Below are 23,514 nucleotides of genomic sequence, written 5' to 3' on the forward strand. Positions count from 1 at the left end.
CTATTTTGATTTTTTCCAATGATACATTTGATATACAATAAAAGCGAAACCGCGCACTCCAACAATGGAGAGCAATACTTTGGCAACTTTAGCTCTAACAGTTGGGTCATAATTTAAAATGGAACGAGCATTTTGAATTCGCGGAAGTAAAAGTGCTTTTTTTGAAGCTTCCAAAGGAGCAAATGACACAAATGCTGTAAAATATTGGGTAGCGAGATACTGCAATAACGCTTGCTTTTCAGGGTGTTTTGACGATTCCAAATTTGCTTGCCACGTTTCAATGGCGTACAAAATCCCTTCTACATTTTTATAATCTGCAGTAGTTGTTACCGAACCGGGTCTATTTTTTCTGTAAATATAAAACGCTTCATTCACGGTTTCAACGGATTTCGCATGCACTAAAACATGGATAATCCAATCGATATCTTCTGCTTTAATTCCTATTTTAAAATTGATGGCATTATCTACCAGTAGACTTCTTCGTGTTGCCATAATCCATGCAGCTCCCGGAAAATTATGTGTTGCCACAAGCGAATCTAACCGTTCCGCTTTCGTTTGTGTAGCTGACCATTGGGGATAATTCCCGCGGGTCATCACTTTGGTTTGTGTGGACTCATAAAAATCATGGGTTCCATATACCACCACATCGGCTTGTGTTTGAAGAATTTTATCATGTACTGCGGCCAAACCGGTAGTTCCTTCCCAATAATCATCACTATCGACAAAAAGAATATAGTCGCCTTTGGCCTGTTGAACCCCCACATTACGGGCATCGGAAGCACCGCCATTAGTTTTATGAATCGCTACAATTCGCACATCATTTTGAGCCAACGTATCACAAAGTTGGGGTGAAGCATCGGGTGAGCCATCATCAACCAAGATTATTTCAAAATTGGTAAACGACTGTTTTTGAATCGACTCCACACACTTTGGAAGATAATCCTCAACATTATAAACCGGAATGATTATGGAAAAAAAAGGCACTTTAGCGTGTTTTGAATTGGATATAAAAATACAACAGTATTCCGAACGGTATAGCGAAAAAGGTGGTTAATTTCCGCGGTGAGGCAGCAATTGCTTTCCAATTTTTGGCAAACAAACAACTGCTGACATAATGTATCGCATTTTTAAACACAAACCCATACGATGCTTTGGGCAAGGTCATATTGAGTTTCCGCATGGCTGCAAAGCTATTCGGACTATTGACATATTGATGAAAAATATTCCTTGACATGCCTGTATCGGCATATTCAACAAAGCACAAATTTTCATTTAACACGAGTAACGGATAGTGTATATCTATTTGCAAATACAAATAAATGGGATTAAAATTTTTCTCCCCATTAAATGTTGGCATGGGTGGTATCGCCTTTAACAACTCCGTGCGATGCACCATTTTAGTATCTCCCACATAACCGTATTTATCGGTAAGTTCGATGATATGTACACTTTTCACAGGAGGCAAATCTCCGCCAATGGCACCTCCCCCTTTGTAAAAATCCAAACCTATAATTCCTGCATATTCATCACTTCCTTCTGATTTCCAAAAATCAATGATGAGTTCCACGGCATTATCGGGTGGGTAATCATCGGAATCAATACAGACGGCTAATTCCGTTTCCAAAAGCGCAATAGCCGAATTGTAAGCGGTATGCAATCCTCCATTTTCTTTATAAATATAATCCATGGAAATCCGATTCTCATCCATCCATTCCTCAACCAATTCTTGGGTAGTATCGGTCGAACCGTCATCGACTATCAGCCAATGAAAATCGGTTGACGTTTGACGCAACAAACTGTCATAAATATCTTTCAGACAATAGGCACGATTATACGTTGGAGTAAAAAGGGTCAATGTTTTCATTATTGATTCTTTTTAAGGATGTTTTGAATTGCGGTCAACATCAAGAGTACGCCTATTACGCAGCGCCATTTGGCCAAAATAAAAAATACTTTCCAATGCAAGGGCAAAAAGGAGTACTTCAAATCAGCGTAGGCTTTTCGGTAAAGCGGCTCATTGAGTAATGCTTTTATTGCAGCATAGCGCGCTGTGAATCCGTTGGGATTGAGTTGTTCGTTTAACCCCAACCCAATTAGACTAAGAGCTACACGATTATAAAAAGCCGTTTCAAAAATTTGGTCTTTATTTTGGGTGTAGGGTCGTATTTTTTCATACAACGTACTCCACTGCATTTTTAAGTGGGCTTTGTACGTATTGGTCAGCGAATGCAAATTGTACTTACGGTATTGGTACAAGGGCTCGTCCAAAATAAATACGGATTTTGCCTGTTCTAAATATTGAATATTAAATAAGGCATCTTCAGTTCCAATCAATTTGGTACTGGTAAATTGCAATTGATGTTCCGTTATAATTTCGGTACGGTACAATTTCCCCCAAGCGGTAACCATGCTGTCTGCCTGACTCGGATCCCTAAGTTCTTCGTTGATTAAACCAATAATGCGGCGTTGTAGTTGAGACGCTTCCCATGATCCCGACATCCCAAACTTGCGGGGTAACTGTGTTGTTTTATACACCCGGTTATAACTACAGAGCACGACATCGTGGTGGTTGGCATTAAGTAGCAATTGTTGTAAATAATCGGGGGCTAAATAATCATCACCGTCGATAAAAGTTACCCATGGCGTGCCTACTTCGGCAATTCCTACATTTCGGGTTTCTGAAAGTCCTTTATTGGATTGGTGAATGGCCTGAAATCGGGCATCTTTAGCGGCGAATTGATCGATGATTTTTGGAGTAGCGTCAGTTGCACCATCATTGATCGCCAAAACTTTAAAATTAGTAAAACTTTGATTGACGATACTCTGAAGACACTCTTCTAAAAAGGCTTCAACATTGTAACAAGCGACGATTACGGTGATGGCTTCCATGTATCAATTATTTCAACTTATAAGTACGATTTCCAACAAATAGGTAAATGTAAAATAAGCAATACATACTGCGGCAATTATTCGGTTTTGATTGGTAAAATATTTCACCTTTAAAAAAGGATAAATGATTACGATCCCCAACATGAACCACGATAAATAAGCAAAACGATTGGAATAATTCGCTTTAATTACAATCACCCAAAAGGCATTGGCAATCAAATACATACTTAAAATACGGTGGTAAAATTTATCTTCAAATTTTTTCTTGAATACAAAATACCATCCAACAAATACGCCCACAGCACTGTATAAAAGGAAGTCCCAACGGAAACCTACTTTTAATTTCACCCCTTCTGAAGCTTGGTTAAAATCATCCAAATAAACGGTAACCCTATCTTGTTCTACGATACCCAAACTTAAAAACAAATTGGTGAAAAATCCGCCCAACAATAAGGACAAAGGAATACAAGCCAACCAAAAGTAAAAATACGCTTTGGGATTGTTGTACATCATTACAATAAAATAAGCCGCTACGGGTATGATTAATGATTTATGAATATACATAGAAAGAATCACAATGAAAATCGCCAGAAAGCGATTGGATCTTGAACAACCGTATAAAAATATACTGGTAGCAATACCGTTGCGTATACCGTTTGTTCCATAGGACCAAAACGAAAAAGAGATCATTAACATCACAAAGGCAAAAGCCCAATATTCCTGAAATATTTTCTTAGAAAAGGCATATAACGGCAAGACGTACAACACACAACAGGTAAAGAAAAACAGGTAAACATCCCCTATTCTTGACATGAAATACATGAAATACTCAAATACAACGTCCTTTTTAAATGTCATTCCAAAACCATTTTTCAAATTTTGAAATTGGATGTTGTAAATTAACATGTCTCCAAATCGGTAGGAAATTGGGCGCAACCCCATAAAAAGTAAAACATAGACCAAAAATACAAATCCAAATGCACTCCCAGGACGCAATGAAGATTTGGTTTCAAGGGTTGACATACTTGCATAAATTGCAAAAAACACCGTTAAAACTAACAGTACATTGTAGTAAACCGAGACATAATTTTGTATTGGTATGAGTGTTCCCAATCGTTTGCAATTTGGTGTAAAAATACCTTTTTTACTTGGGTGGATAGCATTTTTTCATGACAAATTTGTAAAATGCAGGATAAATTTTTCGCTCTAAAACGAATGAAAATCCCAAACAAACCCCAAAATAAATAAGGAGTTGTAATCCATAAGGCCACCCAAAGGAATCTAAATAATGGGCCTGTGTAATTAAAAAATAATGGGAAATGTACAATACAAAAGAGATTGAGGCAATGGCCTGAAACGGAGCAAAAGTATACTGGAAGCCGACCCATTTCAACTTTTTCCAAAGTAATGCTACTCCCGTAATCCCAATTGTAAAAACAAAATGCCGCCACTCTAAAATGGGATGTTTCCCCAATACGACTCCCAAATTTACTTTTAATGTTGCCCATTGATTCACAACAGGAAAAGTAAGAATAACCGCAATACAAGTTAAGACTAAAAACAAAGATTTTAGGGTTTGAAATGAAAGGGGTTGCCCTTTTAGATACAACATTGACATTTCGACACCCATCCACCAAATCGTCAAATACATCAATTCACGATTGAGAAAATTGGGGTAATAGATATAGATAAGCGCTCCCACTATTCCTAAACCATAAACGATGGTATTGCGAATTTTGGGTTGAAAGTGGTATAGCACAAAATAAATCATATAAAACCACCACTCGTAGGACAACGACCATAAAGGATCATTGTCTAAAAAGGGCCCGGTAATCACATTGGGTTTGGTGTGATAATTATCCTGAAGCATGGCTAAATTCCCAAATAAATGTTTCCATTGAACAAATACCCATTGCCCTTTTTGGTAGGACAACATCAAATAATGCAGGATAAAAACAATAAGTAGAGGGAAATAAATTCGGATGTATCGTTTGGTAAAAAACAAGCTGAATCGTTTGTCTTTGGCCTTTTCAAAAGAATACGAAATGACAAAACCCGATAAAATAAAGAAAAGAATTACCGCTTCTTGTCCGAAGCGAAACAAAAAGGAAAAATTGATTCCGCCAATCACTAAACCCGACGCAAAAAGGTGATGAAACACCACATACAAAGCTGCAAAACCGCGTATAGCCTCTAATTTTTCTAGTTTCTTCCCCATAGTTTATTTATTGCCAATCTTCGTTAATATAAGCTAAAGCCACCGTTTCCAAATCAAATTTGGACAACAATTCCACTTGATACGATTTCAGTTGTTCCCGGTAATCCAAATGATGTTGTAACACTTCTGCTAATGCTAAAGCAAAATCGGATTCTTCTGTTGTAAATGCGTCCTCTTGCGGGATATCCAATGTCCCTTTAAAGAAATTGGGAGTGATGAGTCCGGACTCAGTTGCCACCCAATTAGAGGCAACTTGTGGGGGTTTTAACGCCATCAATTCAATAATTCCTTCAGTACAATTAGACGAAACAATCGGGGTTTGCGTAGCAATGGCTTCCACTATAACGTTGGGAGTTCCTTCATAATAGGATGATAAAGCCAGTACTGTCGCTCGATGCACGTATTGAAACGGATTACTTTTTCGACCCAAAAATACAACTGCATCTTGGCATGCATATTTTTGAATCAACGCTTCACACTTGGCTACAACAGCTTCATTTCCGTCTCCTATAAAAACCAATTTCACATCGGAAAAGGCTTCGTTTTGACGTAATAATGCAAACGCTTTAATCAAATGCCAAGGAGCTTTTTGAACCGACATCCGACCCACAAAGACAATCGTTCGGTGTTGAAATAGAACGTGTTCGTCCTGAATTTGCAACTCCTCTTGCATTAACGTTTGAATTTTGGGGATATCGTGGGGATTGTATATGACTTGCAAATTTTCTGGAAAACGGTATTCGCAATTTTCCAATAAATCTTTTTTAATGGCTTCGCTGATACAAACTACTTTTTGGAACCGACGGTAAATGGATTTGAATGAATGTTTAAATACTTTATTTAAAAATGAAGGGGCGGTAAACTCGACACTCTTTAAAGCGTGGATGCCTGCAATTTTATATTCATCAGTAAACGAAACGGCACTAAACACATTGGCCATATCGCCATAGGAAAGGGTGTAGTCGATTTTATGTTTTTTGATCAACTTACGAAGCATAAAGGGAATACGCAAATAGAACCAAAAGCGAGCAACCGTAGAATATTCGTAAAAATCTTTAGTTGATAACACAATTTCATCGGAACCAAAATGAATAATATCGGAAGGTAATCCAATAATTTTAACGGCGATAACACGGTATCCCATTTTACGGTACGCCTCATACTGATACGCGGCCAAACGCTCCATCCCGCCTACACTTCCGTAGGGCATAAACAAGAGAATATTTTTCATCGATTAACCGTATTAAATAGTTCGTTCCATTGTGTCATAACGATTTCCGGTTGATACCGTTTTACATTTTCTCTCGCCAATGCTCCCATTTGCTTCCGCATGCTTTCGTCTTGAATTAACGAACAAATCGCTGTGGCAAAAGTTTGGATATCGCCATTGGGGATCAACAACCCATCTTGACCGTGCTGAATAATATCGGAAGGGCCGTAATGGCAATCGTAGGAAATACAAGGCACACCACAAGCCATAGCTTCGGTCAACACCATCCCAAATCCTTCAAAACGCGAAGAAAACAAAAAGATGGACGATTTTAAATATTCTTCTTGTATTGACTTTGTGGGTTGATGAAAAAAGACGGAATCACTTACTTTTAATTGTTGTGCCAAACGGATTAACGATTGGTCTTCTTCGTATTTTCCATAAATATGGAGTTCCCAATCAGGGTATTGTGCTTGCACTGTTTTCCACGATTCCAAAAGGCGATCAAATCCTTTTTGATAGCCGTGTTTGCCTACAGCGATACAACGTTTTGCAGATAAATCAGCAGTATTTTCGGGATAAAAAGTGAGACAATTCGGAATCACAACGGTATTTTTTAAATCCCATTCTTCCAAATTCCCAGCGGTCAATACCACAAAGCGATCAAAAGAGGCACCCAATCGGTTCATGACTTGGTGTTTAATTTTGACCAATGTGCGTTGCAAAAACGACATATTCGCATGAAATTCGATTTCTTTGGAAACATGGCGTTCGTAAATAATTGGAATAGTTTTGGAAATAAATTGTGGAATCGCAAATCCTTTTAACCCATCATCACAAACCAAAATCACCTGGGGATCAATTTGTCCCACAAGTTGCTGAATCTGTTTTTTGTAATGTAAAAAATAGGTCACTGGATTACCCGAAACGGTAATGGAATGAAACTGAACAGCAGCATTAAAATCATAAAACGGATCCAAATGACCTTCATTTAAAACTAAAATATGCACTTCATGACCAAAATTTTCAATGAAGTAATTGGTCTTTAAAGCCAAAATACGCTCAAGACCTCCCGCTCCATTTATGCCATTGGTGATGTATAACAGTTTCATTATTTTTTATTTTTTTCCGGTTGAGCAATTGTTCGTGGGGGAAATAATTGCTGCATTACTTTTGCATTAAACAACGTGACACCCGCTTGGTTCAAGTGATTGGAATCATAAAAATGCAAATGATCTTCCAACGCTACTCGTCCATTAAAGTTATAGTATTCCCCTTGCGCTTTGATTTTATTTTCAAAGTAGGGCAAATTGGTATACGACTGATAAAGCGCTTTTGTGACTGGTGCGAAAACAAGAAGCAAACGTATTTCCTTTTGTTTCACCAATTGAATGATTTCCTGAAAAGCCGCCCATTGCTTGGGATCAATTTTTAGAGTACTTTTTGGCAAATAGTTTGCCGTATAAGTTCCTTGAATGCGTTGTACATATCCACCCTCAACATAAGTGTCTTCTTTTTTATGCTTTGGTTCTGTGATAGCCACGGGATGCAAGAGTTGATCCATGTAGGCATATACTAACGTATTGGCTACTTTAGCATGTTTCATTTGACAAGCCATTGCAAAGGAAAGCATATCATTTTGATCATTGGCAATAATGTCAAGTGAAGATTCAACGCCATCAATTGAAAATGTTGTGGGATACACTTCATAAAGTAATGTGCCCACTTTTTTATTTTTCAAATACCGTTTTAACAAGAGTAAAGTCTGGGTTGGCGTTTGAGCACTCGAACCGAGATTGAACATTTGGTAACCATTCGCCTTGAATATTCGGGGATCAAATCCGCGGTAAGCATGGGACGAACCTACGACCAACACATCTAAATTCGATTGTTTTTTTATGTCTTGCAAGCGGGTATTGGTATATCCATAGGTTCCTTTTGTATATTTTAAATTGGGTTTAAAGGATTGAGGTGCAAAAGTTCCTACTGCAAACAACAACATCAAATACACTCCACTACATAGCACCGAAAACCAACCTATTTTTATTAAAAATAATCTCATAGTGACCTAAATTAAAATTGAAAATAGATAAATGGTGTTTCTTCCGTCTTCATAAACATTCCGATTAAGAAAATTAGAGTGGCATAAAACACCCATCGCACCGGTTGTTTCCAGCGTTCACCCAATCGTTGAAGGGCAAATTGTTGTTCTCTACCCAACCATTCAATACTTATAAAAAACAAAATAAGTAATGGTAAAGCCCAACCTACAGTGGATAATGTAAAATCAAGAGCTTGAACATAAGCTGCTTTTGACAACAAACCTTTGACCATATTTTTCACATAAATCCATGCCGCAGTAACCGATTCTGCTCTGAAAAAAATCCATGCAAAAACGGTCAAACAATACGTAATTAAAACCGCAAAAAACTCCCGAATAGTCGGGAAAAGTTTCCCTTGTGCTACGGTATTCAGATTAGATCTATTGGTTTCAAATACAATGGAAGGCATAATGTAAAGTGCATTAAGCAGTCCCCAAATGATGAACGTCCAATTGGCGCCATGCCAAAAACCGCTGACTAAAAAAATGATAAAGGTATTTCTAACTTTTTTAGCCATACCGCCTTTACTTCCCCCTAATGGGATGTACAAATAATCGCGAAACCAAGTGGATAATGAAATATGCCATCTGCGCCAAAATTCGGCGATATCTCTCGAAAAATAAGGAAATGCAAAATTGCGCAACAAATCAAATCCAAATAATCGGGCAACACCGAGAGCAATATCCGAATATCCTGAAAAATCGCCGTAAATCTGCAACGAGAAAAACACCGCTCCCATGACTAATTTTAATCCCTCTTGATGGGCAGCATCGTTAAACATGAGATTGGCTAGAGTAGCACAATTATCTGCGATGACCATTTTTTTGAACAATCCCCAGAGTATCTGTCGGAGTCCGAGCACCGCATTGCCATAATCAAAAACCCGTACGCGTTGTATTTGGGGTAACAAATGCGTTGCCCGTTCGATGGGTCCTGCTACTAACAAAGGGAAGAAACTTACGAATACCGAATAATCGATAAAATTGCGTTCCGGTTGGATTCGGTCGTAATAAATATCAATTACATAGGACAATCCGTGGAAGGTATAAAAAGAAATCCCGACAGGTAAAATGATATTCAACGTCCAATAATCGACATGGATTCCCCACAAACCAATGGCATCTGCAAATGAGGAAATGAAAAAATTATAATATTTAAAAAATCCCAAAAACCCAAGATTCACACCGATACTCAACCAAAACCAAAAACGCTTCCACGATTTAGTCTTTGCATCAAACATGGCTAATCCCGTACTGTAATCGAGAAAAGTTGAGAACATTAATAAAAACAAAAAGCGGTAATCCCAGCAGGCATAGAAGAAGTAACTCACTACCAACAGCAGTATATTTTGACCTTTTAATTGTTTGTGAAAAACAAACCAATACAGGACAAAAACAATGGGTAAAAAGACCGCAAAACTTAAAGAATTAAATAACATAGCTCTTTATTGGTTATTCTTTTGTTTGATACTTCATGTGGGCCTGCATTCGCAGGGTAAACCCTTGGGTAAACGGGAGCAATTCAAAGGTTTGAGCATGTATCCCAATCGCTTTGGTATCCCCTTGTGAAAAATCAATAGCGCCGTTGCGAAGCGTTACGGATTGTAAATATTGTTTTACTTTTTGTAAAGCTTCGTTTGTTTTTTGATTTTGTAAAACATGCGGTAAAGCGCTAAGTACCCACCCCAAAACGGCTGTCGTAGAAGAATCTTTTCGGGAACTTTCATCAAAAATGAGCCATCCCCAACTCCCATCTGCATTTTGAAATTTAAGCACTGAATCCACAAAACGTTGTATTTTCTCTTCCAGTTTAGAATGGTAAGGATGATTTTGAGGCAGTGCCAAATACATATCCATGAGTCCGTAGGCATACCAAGCTAATCCTCTGCCCCAACCGAACAACCCAACGGGTAATTGAGTCGACGTTTGGTAAGAATGACAAGGCAAGAACTCTTGAGCCATCATGCCGTGTTGATGGAAACTTTCAATTTGTTGGTAAGCCAATTCAATGGCTTCTGGTTTGTTAAATTTCAATCCATAATGGGTCAAAAAAGGACAAATGAATCCTAAAGTATCCACATACCGATAATTCGGCATGTGCTTTTTATAGGCTATCAAACCATCCGCTCCTTTTAAAGTTTGAATCAAGGCATAGGTTTCCTCAAATGCGGGTTGAAATTTTTCGGGAAATTCTCTCCCATGGATACGGATAACGGCATGCGACATCATTACCCAATCCATTTCTTTGGGTTTGATTTTCCATGTTCCGTCTGCATTAAACATTCCCTGTATGGAATTTCGAACCTCAACACGCAATTCGTTATTCTTGGTAGCTTCAGCTAGATCGATTAAACCAATGTATAAAGCCGCTTTTTGCCAAATTTGAATCGTACTGCGTTTGTAGTTTCCACGAAGCATATCCCAAAGTAACAATCGCGAATTATCCGTTAATTTCGTTACCGGCATATTTTTCAACCAGGATTGCGCTCGGATTTGAATCGCTTGCTGCCATTGTTGATCATTGGAATACCTCCCTATTTTTATCCGACTTTGCCAAATATTGAAGTGTACCCAAGCATCTACACCCACAAAGAGTAAGACAATACCAAGCAATGCTAAAAATAAACCCAACCACATACCTTAATTAATTTTCATTTTGTTTATGCTCCAAAGTAAGTAATGTTCCTTTGTGAGCAATTTGAACTATTTTCTCAACTTCATCCTCGGTAGTCATTTCTTCCAATGCCAACTGTTGCCTTAGTGTTGTTGCAATCGCTTTATTTTCTACAAAAAATTGAATAGCATTGGCAATCGCTTTTCCGTCCATTTCAACAATCCAACCGGTTTGTTGGTGAATAATTTGATCTTTTACTGTGGAAAAATTGGTCACAATAATGGGTTTGCCTAAAATTTTAGCTTCATCAATGGCGACCGATTTTCCTTCGTATTTTGAAGTATGCACATAAAAATCACATTGTTCTAAATACGGATACGGATTTTCCAATAAACCCAAAAGGAAGACCTGTTCTGTCAATTGTAAATGTGAAATTTGTTGCCGCAATTCCTCTCGCATCGGGCCATCCCCAATAATATACCATTTAAATACCAAGCCGCTATCTTTCAATTGTGCTGCAGCATCCAAAAGCAAATCAAAGCCTTTTAAAGGAACTAAGCGTCCAATGGTTACTAAATCCAAAGCACTTTTTGTAAATGCTATGGGTTCTTTGGCTAACTGATGGATTAATTGAACAGCTGTAATATTTTTGAGCAAAATAAACTTGTTGGAAATTGAAGTAAAGTTACGCTGTAAAACGGCAACACATTGTTCTGAAATGGTGGCTACATACGTAAACTTTTCAAAGTAATGCAAATCCCTTTGGGGATCTAATCCCAAGGCTTCATAATCACTATGAATCATGCCCAATTTATAGTGGGCACTGACTTTTTCAATACAATAATTGTTGGGAGCATTTTCTAAAAATCCCACTGCCAAATCATAGTGCCCTTTTAATTTAGGCAACGAAGCACTGATGTATTTCCACGTTTTTTGCTCGCGAATTCCGGGATGACTTTCACTTTTATAGACCTTTGTAAAAGCAATACGATTCCAAATTATTGGCCATTTTAAAGAGACAAATGCCTTTAATATTGCCTTTAAAAAAGACATGTCAAAATAACTATATTCGGAAGGAGCTTCCAAAAGGTTGACTGTTTTCGGAACTTGTTTTAAAAACAACCCTTCTTTTCGAAACAGCAACAAATCAACCTCAAACTGTTCATAATCCAAGGTTTGAAGCAACGACACTAATGCTTTTTCTGCACCACCACAGTGCAAATTATTCATCACAAAAAGAAGTCGTTTTTTATCCATGGGCTTCAATGAGTTGGTATAAATGGTCAATTTCTGACTCAGTTCCTAAAGATAGCGTTTTCAATTGATTTTGAACCTGTTCACAAAGGGAGGCATCCTGACTAACTTTTAGGAGTAAATGGGCAATACTTTCACCCTCCATGTCCGCAATGAAACCCGTAACATTGGGTTCGATTTGATCTAATGCAGAGGAAAAAGCGGTAACCACAACGGGCTTCTGTAGAATTTTAGCTTCTTCTATAGCCATAGATTTGCCTTCATAACGAGAAGGTTGTACATATACTGTGGCGCGTTTAACATACGGATAGGGATTTTGTCGAACCCCTAACAAAAACACATAATCTTCTAATTGATGGGTTTCAATTTGCGCCTTTAAACGTTCGCGTTCTACACCATCACCTAAAATAAGCCATTTAAAAGTCAGTCCTTTTTCGACAAGTAGCTTTGCTGCTTCAATGGCGAGATCCAAACCTTTTTCGGGACTTAATCGCGCAATGGTTACAAAAGTCGTTGGAGTAGTAAAAAGTGAATCATCTTCACATTCTTGAGCAGCGAGTTGCCCAATCAAACTTGGAGAAACAATATTGTAAATCAATTGAAAACGAGCTTTCAAATGGGGGAAATTGTTTTGCAAATCTGCTACACACTCAGGCGAAACGCCAATCACAGCCTTAAACTGTTCAAAATAAGGCACATCCCATGTCGCGTCCATTCCTGAATTGGAATACGTGGTATGAATCCATCCAATTTTAGTCGTTGCTTGAACACAATCCACAGCAAAATAATTGGACGTTTTTTCTAAAAACCCAATGGCAGCATCATATTTTTTGGGCAACATTGTGATGAATGCCCGCATATGTTTCCAGTTTTTTTGTTCAGCAACCGCTTCATTTTTCTCGATCCGACTGGTTAAAAAGAAAGCGATACGATGAAACACTAAACGAAATTGGAACCGCAAAGCGAAATAAAGACAAGAAGATAAAAGTCCGCGACTAAATTGCTGAAAGTTAGGATTTAATGCAACAAAATTAACTTGTTTCGGCACTAAGGCTGCAAAAACACCACCTGATTTAAACAGTACCAAATCCACTGAATACTTTTGATAATCTATTGTATTCAACAGGTTGACGAGGCTCTTTTCAGCGCCACCAGCCTCCAAAGACGGAATGATGAATACTAGATTTTTTTTCATTATTTCCCTAAAAGTTCAAATAAATATTCGACTGCTTTTTGCGACATTTTTTTAATTTCTGGAATTCTTACAGCTAAAAGGGATTTCAAATCCTGTTCGTCGCGTTTCATTTCTTCAAACTTAGCCACCAATTTATCGCGATCCGAAATCTCTTCCAGATTCAATACCAAACGCTCTTCACCAAAAATGTCTTTGGCAATTCCTTTGGACTTCACACTGTAACCGAGCACCATCGTTGGGACTTGAGTAGAATAGGCCGCAATTGTCGCATGGGTTCGTGCACCAATAAAGAAACGCATTCGGGCGATATATCCTTTGTATTGAATGGCATTCAAATCATTGGGTAACAACAAAACCCGTCCAGTGGATTTGAAAATTTCATAAAACTCGGATAAACATTCGTAGTCATCATTCCCAGGCTCGATCACATGCGGAGTTAAAGCAACGGTCATAGTTGTGGTATCCAAAATATGCTGAACCAAATCCAAAGCGGCTTGTTTGGATGCTGGATTTTTACGAATCACCAACGGACTCGTATTGAAACCGATGGTATTTCCTTCAAGCCAACCTTCAGGCAAGGGTAATTCTTCCTTGTCCATAGTAAAAGCGCTGTCTGCACAAAGTTTCACATTGGGAATACCATTTTTTTGCAAGGTTTCAAAAGTGAGTGATTCGCGAACCAACAACAAATCGAATTGTTTGAGGTCTTCAATTTTTGCTGGCGATAAATCTTCTTGACCAATTGAAGCTCCCCACAAAATGAGTTTTTTATTGGCCGCTTTTATACAGCGATCCGTTTCATAAATACCGGGTTGTTCTCCATAACAATAGTTATCACCGCCGATTGACAATACAACATCATAGTGCGGCGCTTTTGAAATAACATCCCGGTGCACGACGCGGTAAGCGTAATTTTCATTGCGGAATAATTTTAGTGAAATTAAATTCATCAAACCATGCCATGAAAACTTTTTTATGGTATAATAACGCTCTTGATGAATGGCATCTAAAAGTGGAATTACTTTATCCGAAGTGGGATTCAAAGAGGATAATTCAACTCTTGCGTCAGGATGACTTTTTTTAATTAAGGCAACTGTTGAACGCACTATAGCTTCGCATCCGCGATTCAAACTTCCTCCGTGAAAAAATAGCAATATTTTCATGTATTTTTATTTTGTAAAATAATAGTGGTTTCTAAAATTACTGTAAAAGGTTAATCCCATAACTACGAATAAGCGATTCTTACGGATACTTTGCAACAATTGTTTTCGATATCTAAAGGTTTCTTGTTCTAATTCAACGCCATAGACTTTGAATACTTCTTGAACGCGCGGATGTTTCATAATTGCTCGCACTTTTTGTACACGCTTCAACCAAGAAACAGCGGCATTAGGACGTAAATATATGTGAATTAAATCGTATAAGGTATTCATTAAACGGTGCGATTTATAACGCTGAATTAAACGGCTATCCAAAGACAACTGGGCATAACTTTGATGATCAAACTCGTAATTTTCCAAAGCAATTTTCAAATAATCTTTAGACAAAAAATTCCGAGAAGCGCTGCCACTCACGGCGCGATAGCAATACCCTGAAAGCTTCGTAAACACAACTGTATTTGTTAAAGAAAAAGCCTTTAGACAAAACAAAGCATCTTCACCATTGGTCATTCCTGCCGGAAATTGAATCCGATTGTCCTGAATTAACTGTTTGTCAAACAATTTGACACAACAAGAATTGAGGGAGTCGTTTGTGAGAAAAATGGGGAGAATATTTTGTTGTATTTCCTCTTTTAAAACCAACCTATTCGTATCGTAAACGGACTCATTTTCGACCCATTTTCCTTCAATTTCTGATTTAAAATTGGCTACAACAATTGATGTTTTATACTGAATTGCACTTTGATATAAATGTTCCAAATAATCCTTTTCAACAAAATCATCGGCATCTACAAAAGTGATATACTCCCCTTTGGCATGAAGAATACCGGCATTTCTTGCAACGGCAACCCCTTGATTGGTTTGGTGAAACAAGTGAATCCGCGGGTCTTTTTTACCATATTCCTCCACAATCATTTCACTTCCATCGGTAGAACCATCATTGACTACAAGCAATTCAAATGCAGTCAAAGTCTGTGCTAATAGTGAATCTAAACACTGACTGACAAAGGGTTTTACATTGTAAAGCGGAATAATTACCGATACTGATATTGATTGATTCATGCAAATCGTACTCCACATCACAACCTGTGACTGTGTCACTTTTGTAATGCTTTTAGAGTGTGTTATTCGTGGTAAAAATAGGAAATACTCCCCAATTTCACACCGCATAAACGAGAATACTTTAGCGAGTTTTTATATACTTTTTAACAAATCTCCACTTTAAAAAATTAACGAAGTGCTTTTTGTTTCCAGGTACTAAGTTTTCGAAACAAATGGTGTTTGAATTGCAAAACCGTATGATAACTTGCAAACACGCTGTAGGAAGCACCAAAGTAGGGATAAATTTTGGCCACTTCTTTAGCCACCTTCTCTAATTGATGATCACAAATAAATTGTTTTATACGATAGTAGCGGTTTTTGTCCAACGTATCCAATAAACCCCATTCTACTTGGCGTTGTAAAAAGAGTACTTTCAAGTTAAAAAAGTAGGAGATGCTTGCTGGAGAAGCTATTGAAAAATGCTTTTGTTCAAATTCGATAAAGGCTTCGATAGCCAACATACAACCTTTAAACGCATTTTCATTTCCAACTAAACTCCGAGACGAAGTTTCCCGTTGAAGGTATTTGTAATACTTCAAATTGCTATAACTGCAGCGTTGTGCCAAAGATTGCACCATGGCATTGAACACGGTATCTTGTCCTCGGGTGATTCCTTTTACAAAACGAATGGAACCGATTAAATCGCGTCGGTACAAGGTCGCTGGAAAAGTGCGTCTTGGATGTATTAATCCGCTACTGACCACGCCTTCTTCACCACAATTTTCATAATGACTGAGGAAATTCCCAGCTTCATCATACAAATCCAAGCTCAAGTAAAGAATATCCAATTGCTGTTCTTGAGCGATTTGGAGTAAGGGCGGAATAGAATGTTCAAAAACAGCATCATCAGGATCAACAAAAAGAATAAATTCACCTGTGGCTCGATCGAGCCCTTTATTGCGTGCCACAGAAACACCTTGATTTTCCTGATCGATAAAAATAAGATTCGGATGATTGGGAAGATACGATTCAATAATTTCTTTGGAATTATCAGGGGAACCGTCATTAATTACAATCACCTCATAAGTCGCCAAATCCATACCTTGTTCCAATACACTATCCAAACATTTGGCCAGGTATTCTTCCACTTTATAAACGGGAATGATGATGGATAAAAGCACTTTTGACATCGTTATTCAGCAATTGACAAATCCAACACTATACTCTCTTGGTACACTTTTGCATCGACAGGATCAAGTGTTAAATCCATCACAGAAGTTGATGTTTCCACACTGAATCGCCCTTTGATGGAGACTTTTTCGGTTGCGCCTGCTTTCATCCACATGTATTCCAAATCCAAGTTGCCAATATCCACGGCCCAGTAACCTTCTATTGCTAATTCATGGCACAATATCGTGGCTGTCGGACCCAATGAGAACAAAAACAACACCTCATCTTTTGAAAAATTCAACAGTGCATTTTTAATCGTATCGATACTTTCAAAAGCATTCATGTGGGGTCCGATGATTCGTTTGACAGACAATGCATTATCTAACAAATCATTAGCGATGCCAAAGCGCGTAAACTTTCCTTCAACAACAACCACATGTTTTTGATTCCAAATCGTTTTGATTTGTTGAAAAAGCTCTGGTGATTTTGTTTTATCGTGGAAATTCATGTAAATACGCGTCATGTTCGAATTTCCATAGGTGTAATTGGTGTCAAAACAACGAGCCAATCGCTGTCCGTATTTGTATACAAAAGATTTCCAATGCACCTCAGTAGAACGTCTACACTCGGATTGATCCACTAATGTATCAGGCAAACAAGCTAAAAATCGGGGATCTCTACAATCCAATACGGCTTGCAATCGCTGTGCAATTTCTTTGGACAAGCGTTGGTACGACACATCGCGTTCTTCGATAAGTAATAAAAAATCGGCATCCCCCAAACGACTGACCGACTTTCGTTCCTTCACAATGGCGGCCAGTGTTTGTTCGAGCGTCATAATTTGGTATTTTGGAAATTTCCGACGAACATTCCAAGTACGCAGCAACCAGTAATAATAATAGAATTCTCGAACCAATGCATTCATTACTTTTTCGTTTTAAAGTTGTCGCTCTTTCTGCAAAAACCGCAAGTCTATTTTTTTGATTTTATTTCGAAGCGGAATTTCGATAAATCGATAACTGACCATCGATAGGAGTAAAAGTACGGCAAGTTTTATTCCGAATGCCAGTAATTGATTGTCGATGGGCATAGGTTTCAAATAATAAAACACCGGAAGTTGGTAAATGTAAACACCATAACTGATTTCGCCCAAATACACCAACTTGGGGTGTAAAAACCACTGTGTAATCCGACCCGTATTTAAGGAAATAAAAAGGATCAATGGCACTAACAAAACGGCAAATAATCCATTGTGATAATTCATTCCCATTGGATATTTCAAAGCCAAAGCGATGAGAACCACCAAACTTAAAACAATCCAATCGTAATTTTTACGGGAGGAATCCCCTTGTTTTAGGAACCATAACCCTGCTAAATTCCCGACTAAGAACTCATTTAAATGAAATAAGGGATGATAGAACAGCAATTCATGACTGGGAGTAAATTCGCCTTTATAATATGGATGCTGAATCATATAATGGAAAAACAATTGAGAAAACACCCAGAACAATACTATTCCGATAAAAATTGCTTTTCGATAATTCGGTTTGGAATAGCCGTAATTGAATAACAGTGGAAATAGAAAGTAAAACAACATTTCTACCGAAACCGACCAACCCGGAAAATTATACCGCATAACCCATCCAGGCATCCACGATTGTAACATGGTTGCATTGGCAATGAGCGTATAATCAATGGGATAATTGATCATAATGCAAATGGGGAAATAAAATAAAAATCCGAGAAGATATACCGGATAAATTCGGGCTATACGATTTTTATAATAATCCAAGGGAGCCACCTTTTGACTTCTTCCGTAGGAGATAATCATGATAAAACCCGAAAGGATGTAAAAATAACTCACTCCGATGTTGGCATGTTTTACCAAAAAACTGACTTCATCGGCATTGAATGGAAAAATGCGTTTTCCAAAATGATAGATTACTATAGCAACTGCGGCTAAAAAACGTGTAAATGTGAGTTGATCTATCCGCATGTTTAGAGATTATGAATACTGTACTTGATAATCCACAAGCACTTTACTATGCAATGCGGGAACTCGTTTTCCGGTATTGTAAAAATCGCCTTCTGACACTTCAAAAGTGATGGCGTTTTGCACCCAATCGGACAAATCTTTATTGACCGTCATATACACCGTTATAAAATAGATACCTTCATTTAGAACCAATCGATCCATTGAGAACGTTACTACATTTCCCACGCGATTGGGCGTTTCTTTCATTAAAGTCGTACTCATCCATAAGATGCGTTGTCCGATTTGATCGTCGATGCGAACATCAAATTCGATATCTGCAAAATTTACTTGTTGGTTATTCGCCAAAACAAATTCCATGGTAAAGGGTTGTCCCGACTGTGGTTTTGTTTCACGAGTAGCGCCAAAAACATTGATTTCGGCAAATTTCACGACACCAGAACCTTTACGTTCTTTAGTCTCTAATAAATTAATAGAATCGGTATTGCGTTTCAAATAATGCTGAATGGATTCTTCCACATTCCCAACAAATTCAGTAGTTCCATTGGAAAGTACGATTCCTTTATTACATAGATTTTGAACGGCTGACATGTTATGACTCACAAAAAGTACGGTTCTTCCCTCCTCTTTACTTACGTCACCCATTTTACCGAGACATTTCTTCTGAAATTCAGCATCTCCAACCGCCAATACTTCATCGACAATTAGAATTTCAGATTCTAAATGGGCAGCCACAGCAAAGGCTAAACGCACATACATTCCTGAGGAATACCGTTTTACAGGCGTATCAATATAGCGTTCCACTCCAGAAAAAGCGACAATTTCATCAAATTTACGGTCAATTTCAGCTTTACGCATCCCTAGAATTGCTCCATTAAGGTAGATGTTTTCTCTACCGGTCATTTCGGGATTAAATCCTGTTCCCACTTCTAAAAGTGAGGCGATACGACCGTTCACTTTAAAACTTCCTGTGGTGGGTTTGGTTACCTTACTTAATAATTTGAGCAACGTACTTTTCCCGGCACCATTTCGGCCAATAATACCTACGGCATCACCTTGTTCAATCTCAAAATTGATATCTTTTAACGACCATACATACTGACTGTTTCCCGACGTTGTTCGGTCATTGGTATCTCCGATTTTTAAATAAGGATCTCCTTTTCCTCGAAGTTTACTTATCATTCGATTTAAGTCATGGGACAAGGTACCTGTTCCGACTTCTCCTAAACGGTATTGTTTTGAAATATTTTCCGCTAAAATTGCAATGTTTTTCATACTCCCATCCATTAAACCGTATCCATAAAATCTTTTTCAACCTTATTAAATATAATAACCCCTATTATAAATAATACGCTGATTAATGCTGTACTGGTTAGAATATCACTGGTTTCAAAAGTACCAGAGCCCAAATACCCGTATCGAAAACATTCAAAAATTCCACTCAGCGGATTGAGTTTTATAATCCATTTTAGGCGTTCGGGCATAGCTGATATGGGATAAACCACGGGGGTTGCATACATAAACAGCTGTATACCAAACGTCAATAAAAACGTAAGATCTTTGTATTTTGTGGTTAATGATGAAAAAATCATCCCGATACCAAGTGCAAACAAAGCCATTAGAAGGATTAGAAACGGCGTGGCTAATACCCAGATTGTAGGGTGGATTGACTCTTCAACATACGTGTAATATAAAACAACGATGATAAAGAGTGTGAACTGCACTAAAAACTTCATTAATCCAGAAAAAACAATGGATAAAGGCATAATTAATCGTGGAAAATAGACTTTCCCGAATACGCTTGCATTGTCTTTAAATACGGTTGAAATTTTAGTAAGACTTTCAGAAAAGTAATTCCAAATCGTGATACCTGAAAGAAAAAATGCGATTTGAGGTACGTTATTGATATCAATCTTTGCGATTTGACCAAAGAGGATGATGTAAACCAGCATCGTTAACAATGGTTGGATAAAAAACCAGATGGGGCCTAAAATAGTTTGTTTGTAAAAAGTAATAAAATCTCTTTTTACCAGAAGAAATAACAAATCACGGTACCTCCAAACTTCCGCTAAATTAACGGAGAACAAAGAACTTTTAGATTGAATTATTTCGGTCCATGGTTGCTTTGATTGTTGCATTGTACCTATTTCAATTATTGTTTAGAGTTGACATTATTTGCAAAAATACAATCACTTTTGTCCGAACAAAACTATAAAAAATTGTCGGGTGATGTATTAAGGCAGTGTTATGTGAATTGGGAATTTCAATCTTTTCGAAAGCCTCAATTCAATTTAGGGTTCAAAATAATCAATTAATTTGGTTTATTAACCAATTAAATAAATTATTGATATTGTTGTGAATAGTACTTTTGGTAGGCACCTGAAGTTACATTCTGTAACCATTCGCCATTGGCCAAAAACCAATCCACGGTTTGTTCCAATCCTTCTTCAAAAGTAACGGAGGGTTTCCAACCTAATTCGGTATTGATTTTAGTCGCATCAATGGCATAGCGCAAATCGTGTCCCGGACGATCTTTTACAAAAGTGATCAATTGTTCTGATTCTCCTTCAGCGCGATTTAATTTACGATCCATAATACGGCAAAGTAAGCGAACTAAGTCGATGTTTTGCCATTCATTAAATCCGCCAATATTATACGTTTCATGATTTTTACCTTCATGAAAAACTAAATCAATGGCTCGGGCATGATCGATAACAAACAACCAATCCCGAGTATATTTACCATCACCATATATGGGCAAAGGTTTATTTTCAATAATATTATGAATACACAACGGAATCAATTTCTCAGGAAAATGATTGGGTCCGTAGTTGTTGGAACAATTGGTTATTACGTAGGGCAAGCCATAGGTTTCACCATAGGCACGCACAAAATGATCCGAACTTGCTTTAGAGGCAGAATACGGTGAATTGGGATCATACGCAGTAGACTCGGTAAAAAATCCCGTTTCTCCTAAAGAACCATACACTTCATCTGTGGACACATGATAAAATCGTTTGCCCCCAAAATTTCCGTTCCAACTCGCTTTTGCTGCATTCAATAACGTCATAGTTCCGATTACGTTTGTTCGAACGAAAGCCAAAGGATCGGAAATAGAACGGTCCACATGGGATTCAGCGGCTAAGTGGATTACTCCATCAAATTGGTGTTCGGTAAAAAGATTTTGAATAAAATGTGCATCCGTAATATCGCCTTTTACAAAGGTGTAATTGGGGGCCTTTTCTATATCTTTTATATTTTCTAGATTTCCCGCATAGGTAAGTGCGTCCAAATTAAAAATATGATAATTGGGATATTGTGTCACCATGCGACGAACAACATGTGAGCCAATAAAACCTGCACCTCCAGTGATTAGTATTTTCTTCATCTTATAATTTCCCATCTATAGGACAAGTTAATACTCCTTTAACATCGTAAACCACCGATTTTTCATTTTTGAAAATATCCAAATTGAGATCCAAAAACTCTTTATGTGCTACCGCTAAAACAACGGAATCAAATTTTTCATTGGGGATTTGGTTGATGGTTTCTAAACCGTATTCGTGCATCACTTCCGCTGGATTGGCCCAAGGATCATAAATGGTCACTTGAATACCATAATCCATTAATGCTTTTACTACGTCTACAATTTTGGTATTCCGTACATCGGGACAATTTTCTTTAAACGTTATTCCCAACATCAGTAATTTTGAATTTACGACTGGAATTCGTTTTTTAATAAAAAGTTTGATAATTCGAGAAGCCACATATTCTCCCATACTATCATTTAAGCGTCTTCCTGCTAAAATAATTTCAGGATGATATCCGGTTTCTTGTGCTTTTTGCGCCAAATAATACGGATCGACACCGATACAATGTCCGCCCACCAATCCCGGTTTAAAATTCAAGAAATTCCATTTGGTTCCCGCAGCCGCTAATACAGCTTGCGTATCAATATCCAATAGATTAAAGATTTTAGCCAATTCATTGACAAAAGCAATATTGATATCACGTTGCGCATTTTCAATTACTTTAGCGGCCTCTGCTACTTTGATGGATGGTGCTAAATGCGTTCCCGCAATAATTACGGATTTGTATAATTCATCGACTTTCTGACCAATTTCTGGTGTAGAACCCGATGTGATTTTTAATATTTTTTCAACAGTATGTTCTTTGTCGCCAGGGTTTATACGCTCGGGTGAATAGCCTGCATAAAAATCTTCATTAAATTTTAATCCGCTTACGCGTTCCAAAACGGGTACACACTCTTCTTCTGTGAGTCCGGGATATACCGTAGATTCATAAATCACAATATCCCCTTTCTTTAGGACTTTCCCAACTGTTTCACTGGATTTATACAAAGGAGTTAAATCAGGGCGGTTATTTTTATCAACGGGTGTAGGAACCGTCACAATATAATAATTGCACAATGCCAAATCATCCAGTGAAGTAGAACAATACAATCCTTGTTCACCGGGTTGACTCACCAGTACTTCTTGTAACAGCTCTGAATTAATTTCTAGGGTAAAATCAGTCCCTTTATTTAATTCATCTACCCTTTTTTGGTTGATATCAAAACCAATAACGGGATACTTTGTAGCAAACAAACGTGCTAATGGTAAACCCACGTAACCTAGTCCAATAACTCCTATTTTTTTTTCCATACCTT

21 protein-coding genes are annotated in these 23,514 nt (G+C 37.8%); all 21 read right to left on the bottom strand.

From position 1 onward, the window contains the following. Positions 1–984: a glycosyltransferase family 2 protein gene (locus tag EQG61_RS10345; protein WP_129461847.1), complete on the bottom strand. Its 984-nt coding sequence runs from the start codon at positions 982–984 to the stop codon at positions 1–3. Between the two features lies 1 nt (position 985). Beyond that, positions 986–1,864, bottom strand: coding sequence for a glycosyltransferase family 2 protein (locus tag EQG61_RS10350; protein WP_129461848.1), 879 nt, complete (start codon positions 1,862–1,864; stop codon positions 986–988). Then, entirely contained in the window at positions 1,864–2,889 is a 1,026-nt protein-coding gene (locus EQG61_RS10355; protein WP_129461849.1) for a glycosyltransferase family 2 protein, read from the bottom strand. The genes EQG61_RS10350 and EQG61_RS10355 overlap by 1 nt, the downstream gene beginning before the upstream one ends. Before the next feature lie 12 nt (positions 2,890–2,901). Continuing rightward, positions 2,902–3,912, bottom strand: coding sequence for an EpsG family protein (locus EQG61_RS10360; protein ID WP_129461850.1), 1,011 nt, complete (start codon positions 3,910–3,912; stop codon positions 2,902–2,904). A 121-nt stretch (positions 3,913–4,033) separates the two neighbouring features. Further along, positions 4,034–5,107 carry an acyltransferase family protein gene (locus tag EQG61_RS10365; protein ID WP_129461851.1) on the bottom strand — a complete coding sequence of 358 codons (1,074 nt, stop codon included), beginning with the start codon at positions 5,105–5,107 and terminating at the stop codon, positions 4,034–4,036. A gap of 7 nt (positions 5,108–5,114) precedes the next feature. Beyond that, positions 5,115–6,338, bottom strand: coding sequence for a glycosyltransferase (locus EQG61_RS10370; protein WP_129461852.1), 1,224 nt, complete (start codon positions 6,336–6,338; stop codon positions 5,115–5,117). Further along, positions 6,335–7,429: a glycosyltransferase family 4 protein gene (locus EQG61_RS10375; protein ID WP_129461853.1), complete on the bottom strand. Its 1,095-nt coding sequence runs from the start codon at positions 7,427–7,429 to the stop codon at positions 6,335–6,337. The genes EQG61_RS10370 and EQG61_RS10375 overlap by 4 nt, the downstream gene beginning before the upstream one ends. Then, positions 7,429–8,379 (bottom strand): hypothetical protein, encoded by a 951-nt coding sequence (locus EQG61_RS10380; RefSeq protein ID WP_129461854.1) that lies wholly within the window; start codon positions 8,377–8,379, stop codon positions 7,429–7,431. The genes EQG61_RS10375 and EQG61_RS10380 overlap by 1 nt, the downstream gene beginning before the upstream one ends. 11 nt (positions 8,380–8,390) lie before the next feature. Further along, positions 8,391–9,857, bottom strand: a complete 1,467-nt coding sequence (locus EQG61_RS10385) for an MBOAT family O-acyltransferase (RefSeq protein ID WP_129461855.1) — start codon at positions 9,855–9,857, stop codon at positions 8,391–8,393. Between the two features lie 13 nt (positions 9,858–9,870). Then, positions 9,871–11,055, bottom strand: a complete 1,185-nt coding sequence (locus EQG61_RS10390) for a glycoside hydrolase family 88 protein (protein ID WP_129461856.1) — start codon at positions 11,053–11,055, stop codon at positions 9,871–9,873. 7 nt (positions 11,056–11,062) lie between these two features. After that, on the bottom strand, positions 11,063–12,289 hold the full coding sequence (locus EQG61_RS10395) for a glycosyltransferase (RefSeq protein ID WP_129461857.1): 1,227 nt from the start codon (positions 12,287–12,289) through the stop codon (positions 11,063–11,065). Beyond that, on the bottom strand, positions 12,282–13,481 hold the full coding sequence (locus EQG61_RS10400) for a glycosyltransferase (RefSeq protein WP_129461858.1): 1,200 nt from the start codon (positions 13,479–13,481) through the stop codon (positions 12,282–12,284). The genes EQG61_RS10395 and EQG61_RS10400 overlap by 8 nt, the downstream gene beginning before the upstream one ends. Continuing rightward, a complete protein-coding gene (locus tag EQG61_RS10405; protein ID WP_129461859.1) occupies positions 13,481–14,644 on the bottom strand; it encodes a polysaccharide pyruvyl transferase family protein in 1,164 nt (387 codons plus the stop codon). The genes EQG61_RS10400 and EQG61_RS10405 overlap by 1 nt, the downstream gene beginning before the upstream one ends. Before the next feature lie 6 nt (positions 14,645–14,650). Further along, the gene (locus EQG61_RS10410) at positions 14,651–15,703 is read right to left on the bottom strand and encodes a glycosyltransferase family 2 protein (protein ID WP_164974927.1); all 1,053 of its coding nucleotides are present in this window, start codon (positions 15,701–15,703) and stop codon (positions 14,651–14,653) included. Positions 15,704–15,870: 167 nt separating this feature from the next. After that, a complete protein-coding gene (locus tag EQG61_RS10415) occupies positions 15,871–16,872 on the bottom strand; it encodes a glycosyltransferase (protein ID WP_129461861.1) in 1,002 nt (333 codons plus the stop codon). Positions 16,873–16,874: 2 nt separating this feature from the next. Beyond that, positions 16,875–17,777, bottom strand: a complete 903-nt coding sequence (locus EQG61_RS10420; RefSeq protein ID WP_129461862.1) for a GT-D fold domain-containing glycosyltransferase — start codon at positions 17,775–17,777, stop codon at positions 16,875–16,877. Between the two features lie 12 nt (positions 17,778–17,789). Beyond that, entirely contained in the window at positions 17,790–18,848 is a 1,059-nt protein-coding gene (locus tag EQG61_RS10425; RefSeq protein ID WP_129461863.1) for an acyltransferase family protein, read from the bottom strand. Between the two features lie 9 nt (positions 18,849–18,857). Further along, positions 18,858–20,120: an ABC transporter ATP-binding protein gene (locus tag EQG61_RS10430; protein ID WP_129461864.1), complete on the bottom strand. Its 1,263-nt coding sequence runs from the start codon at positions 20,118–20,120 to the stop codon at positions 18,858–18,860. An 11-nt stretch (positions 20,121–20,131) separates the two neighbouring features. Beyond that, a complete protein-coding gene (locus EQG61_RS10435) occupies positions 20,132–20,983 on the bottom strand; it encodes an ABC transporter permease (RefSeq protein WP_129461865.1) in 852 nt (283 codons plus the stop codon). Between the two features lie 203 nt (positions 20,984–21,186). Continuing rightward, the gene (rfbB, locus tag EQG61_RS10440; protein ID WP_129461866.1) at positions 21,187–22,233 is read right to left on the bottom strand and encodes a dTDP-glucose 4,6-dehydratase; all 1,047 of its coding nucleotides are present in this window, start codon (positions 22,231–22,233) and stop codon (positions 21,187–21,189) included. A 1-nt stretch (position 22,234) separates the two neighbouring features. Continuing rightward, entirely contained in the window at positions 22,235–23,509 is a 1,275-nt protein-coding gene (locus EQG61_RS10445) for a nucleotide sugar dehydrogenase (protein WP_129461867.1), read from the bottom strand. Positions 23,510–23,514 lie beyond the last annotated feature (5 nt).

The sequence above is a fragment of the Flavobacterium stagni genome (assembly GCF_004122105.1).
Classification (GTDB): domain Bacteria; phylum Bacteroidota; class Bacteroidia; order Flavobacteriales; family Flavobacteriaceae; genus Flavobacterium; species Flavobacterium stagni.

What these genes read in the sequence shown, in the direction of transcription:
- EQG61_RS10370 (WP_129461852.1), bottom strand. Translation starts at nt 6,338, where the DNA reads ATGAAAAATATTCTCTTGTTTATGCCCTACGGAAGTGTAGGCGGGATG.
- EQG61_RS10400 (WP_129461858.1), bottom strand. Translation starts at nt 13,481, where the DNA reads ATGAAAAAAAATCTAGTATTCATCATTCCGTCTTTGGAGGCTGGTGGC.
- EQG61_RS10410 (WP_164974927.1), bottom strand. Translation starts at nt 15,703, where the DNA reads ATGAATCAATCAATATCAGTATCGGTAATTATTCCGCTTTACAATGTA.
- EQG61_RS10350 (WP_129461848.1), bottom strand. Translation starts at nt 1,864, where the DNA reads ATGAAAACATTGACCCTTTTTACTCCAACGTATAATCGTGCCTATTGT.
- EQG61_RS10430 (WP_129461864.1), bottom strand. Translation starts at nt 20,120, where the DNA reads ATGAAAAACATTGCAATTTTAGCGGAAAATATTTCAAAACAATACCGT.
- rfbB (WP_129461866.1), bottom strand. Translation starts at nt 22,233, where the DNA reads ATGAAGAAAATACTAATCACTGGAGGTGCAGGTTTTATTGGCTCACAT.
- EQG61_RS10380 (WP_129461854.1), bottom strand. Translation starts at nt 8,379, where the DNA reads ATGAGATTATTTTTAATAAAAATAGGTTGGTTTTCGGTGCTATGTAGT.
- EQG61_RS10425 (WP_129461863.1), bottom strand. Translation starts at nt 18,848, where the DNA reads ATGCGGATAGATCAACTCACATTTACACGTTTTTTAGCCGCAGTTGCT.
- EQG61_RS10355 (WP_129461849.1), bottom strand. Translation starts at nt 2,889, where the DNA reads ATGGAAGCCATCACCGTAATCGTCGCTTGTTACAATGTTGAAGCCTTT.
- EQG61_RS10395 (WP_129461857.1), bottom strand. Translation starts at nt 12,289, where the DNA reads ATGGATAAAAAACGACTTCTTTTTGTGATGAATAATTTGCACTGTGGT.
- EQG61_RS10385 (WP_129461855.1), bottom strand. Translation starts at nt 9,857, where the DNA reads ATGTTATTTAATTCTTTAAGTTTTGCGGTCTTTTTACCCATTGTTTTT.
- EQG61_RS10375 (WP_129461853.1), bottom strand. Translation starts at nt 7,429, where the DNA reads ATGAAACTGTTATACATCACCAATGGCATAAATGGAGCGGGAGGTCTT.
- EQG61_RS10360 (WP_129461850.1), bottom strand. Translation starts at nt 3,912, where the DNA reads ATGTCAACCCTTGAAACCAAATCTTCATTGCGTCCTGGGAGTGCATTT.
- EQG61_RS10415 (WP_129461861.1), bottom strand. Translation starts at nt 16,872, where the DNA reads ATGTCAAAAGTGCTTTTATCCATCATCATTCCCGTTTATAAAGTGGAA.
- EQG61_RS10435 (WP_129461865.1), bottom strand. Translation starts at nt 20,983, where the DNA reads ATGCAACAATCAAAGCAACCATGGACCGAAATAATTCAATCTAAAAGT.
- EQG61_RS10420 (WP_129461862.1), bottom strand. Translation starts at nt 17,777, where the DNA reads ATGAATGCATTGGTTCGAGAATTCTATTATTATTACTGGTTGCTGCGT.
- EQG61_RS10365 (WP_129461851.1), bottom strand. Translation starts at nt 5,107, where the DNA reads ATGGGGAAGAAACTAGAAAAATTAGAGGCTATACGCGGTTTTGCAGCT.
- EQG61_RS10405 (WP_129461859.1), bottom strand. Translation starts at nt 14,644, where the DNA reads ATGAAAATATTGCTATTTTTTCACGGAGGAAGTTTGAATCGCGGATGC.
- EQG61_RS10390 (WP_129461856.1), bottom strand. Translation starts at nt 11,055, where the DNA reads ATGTGGTTGGGTTTATTTTTAGCATTGCTTGGTATTGTCTTACTCTTT.
- EQG61_RS10445 (WP_129461867.1), bottom strand. Translation starts at nt 23,509, where the DNA reads ATGGAAAAAAAAATAGGAGTTATTGGACTAGGTTACGTGGGTTTACCA.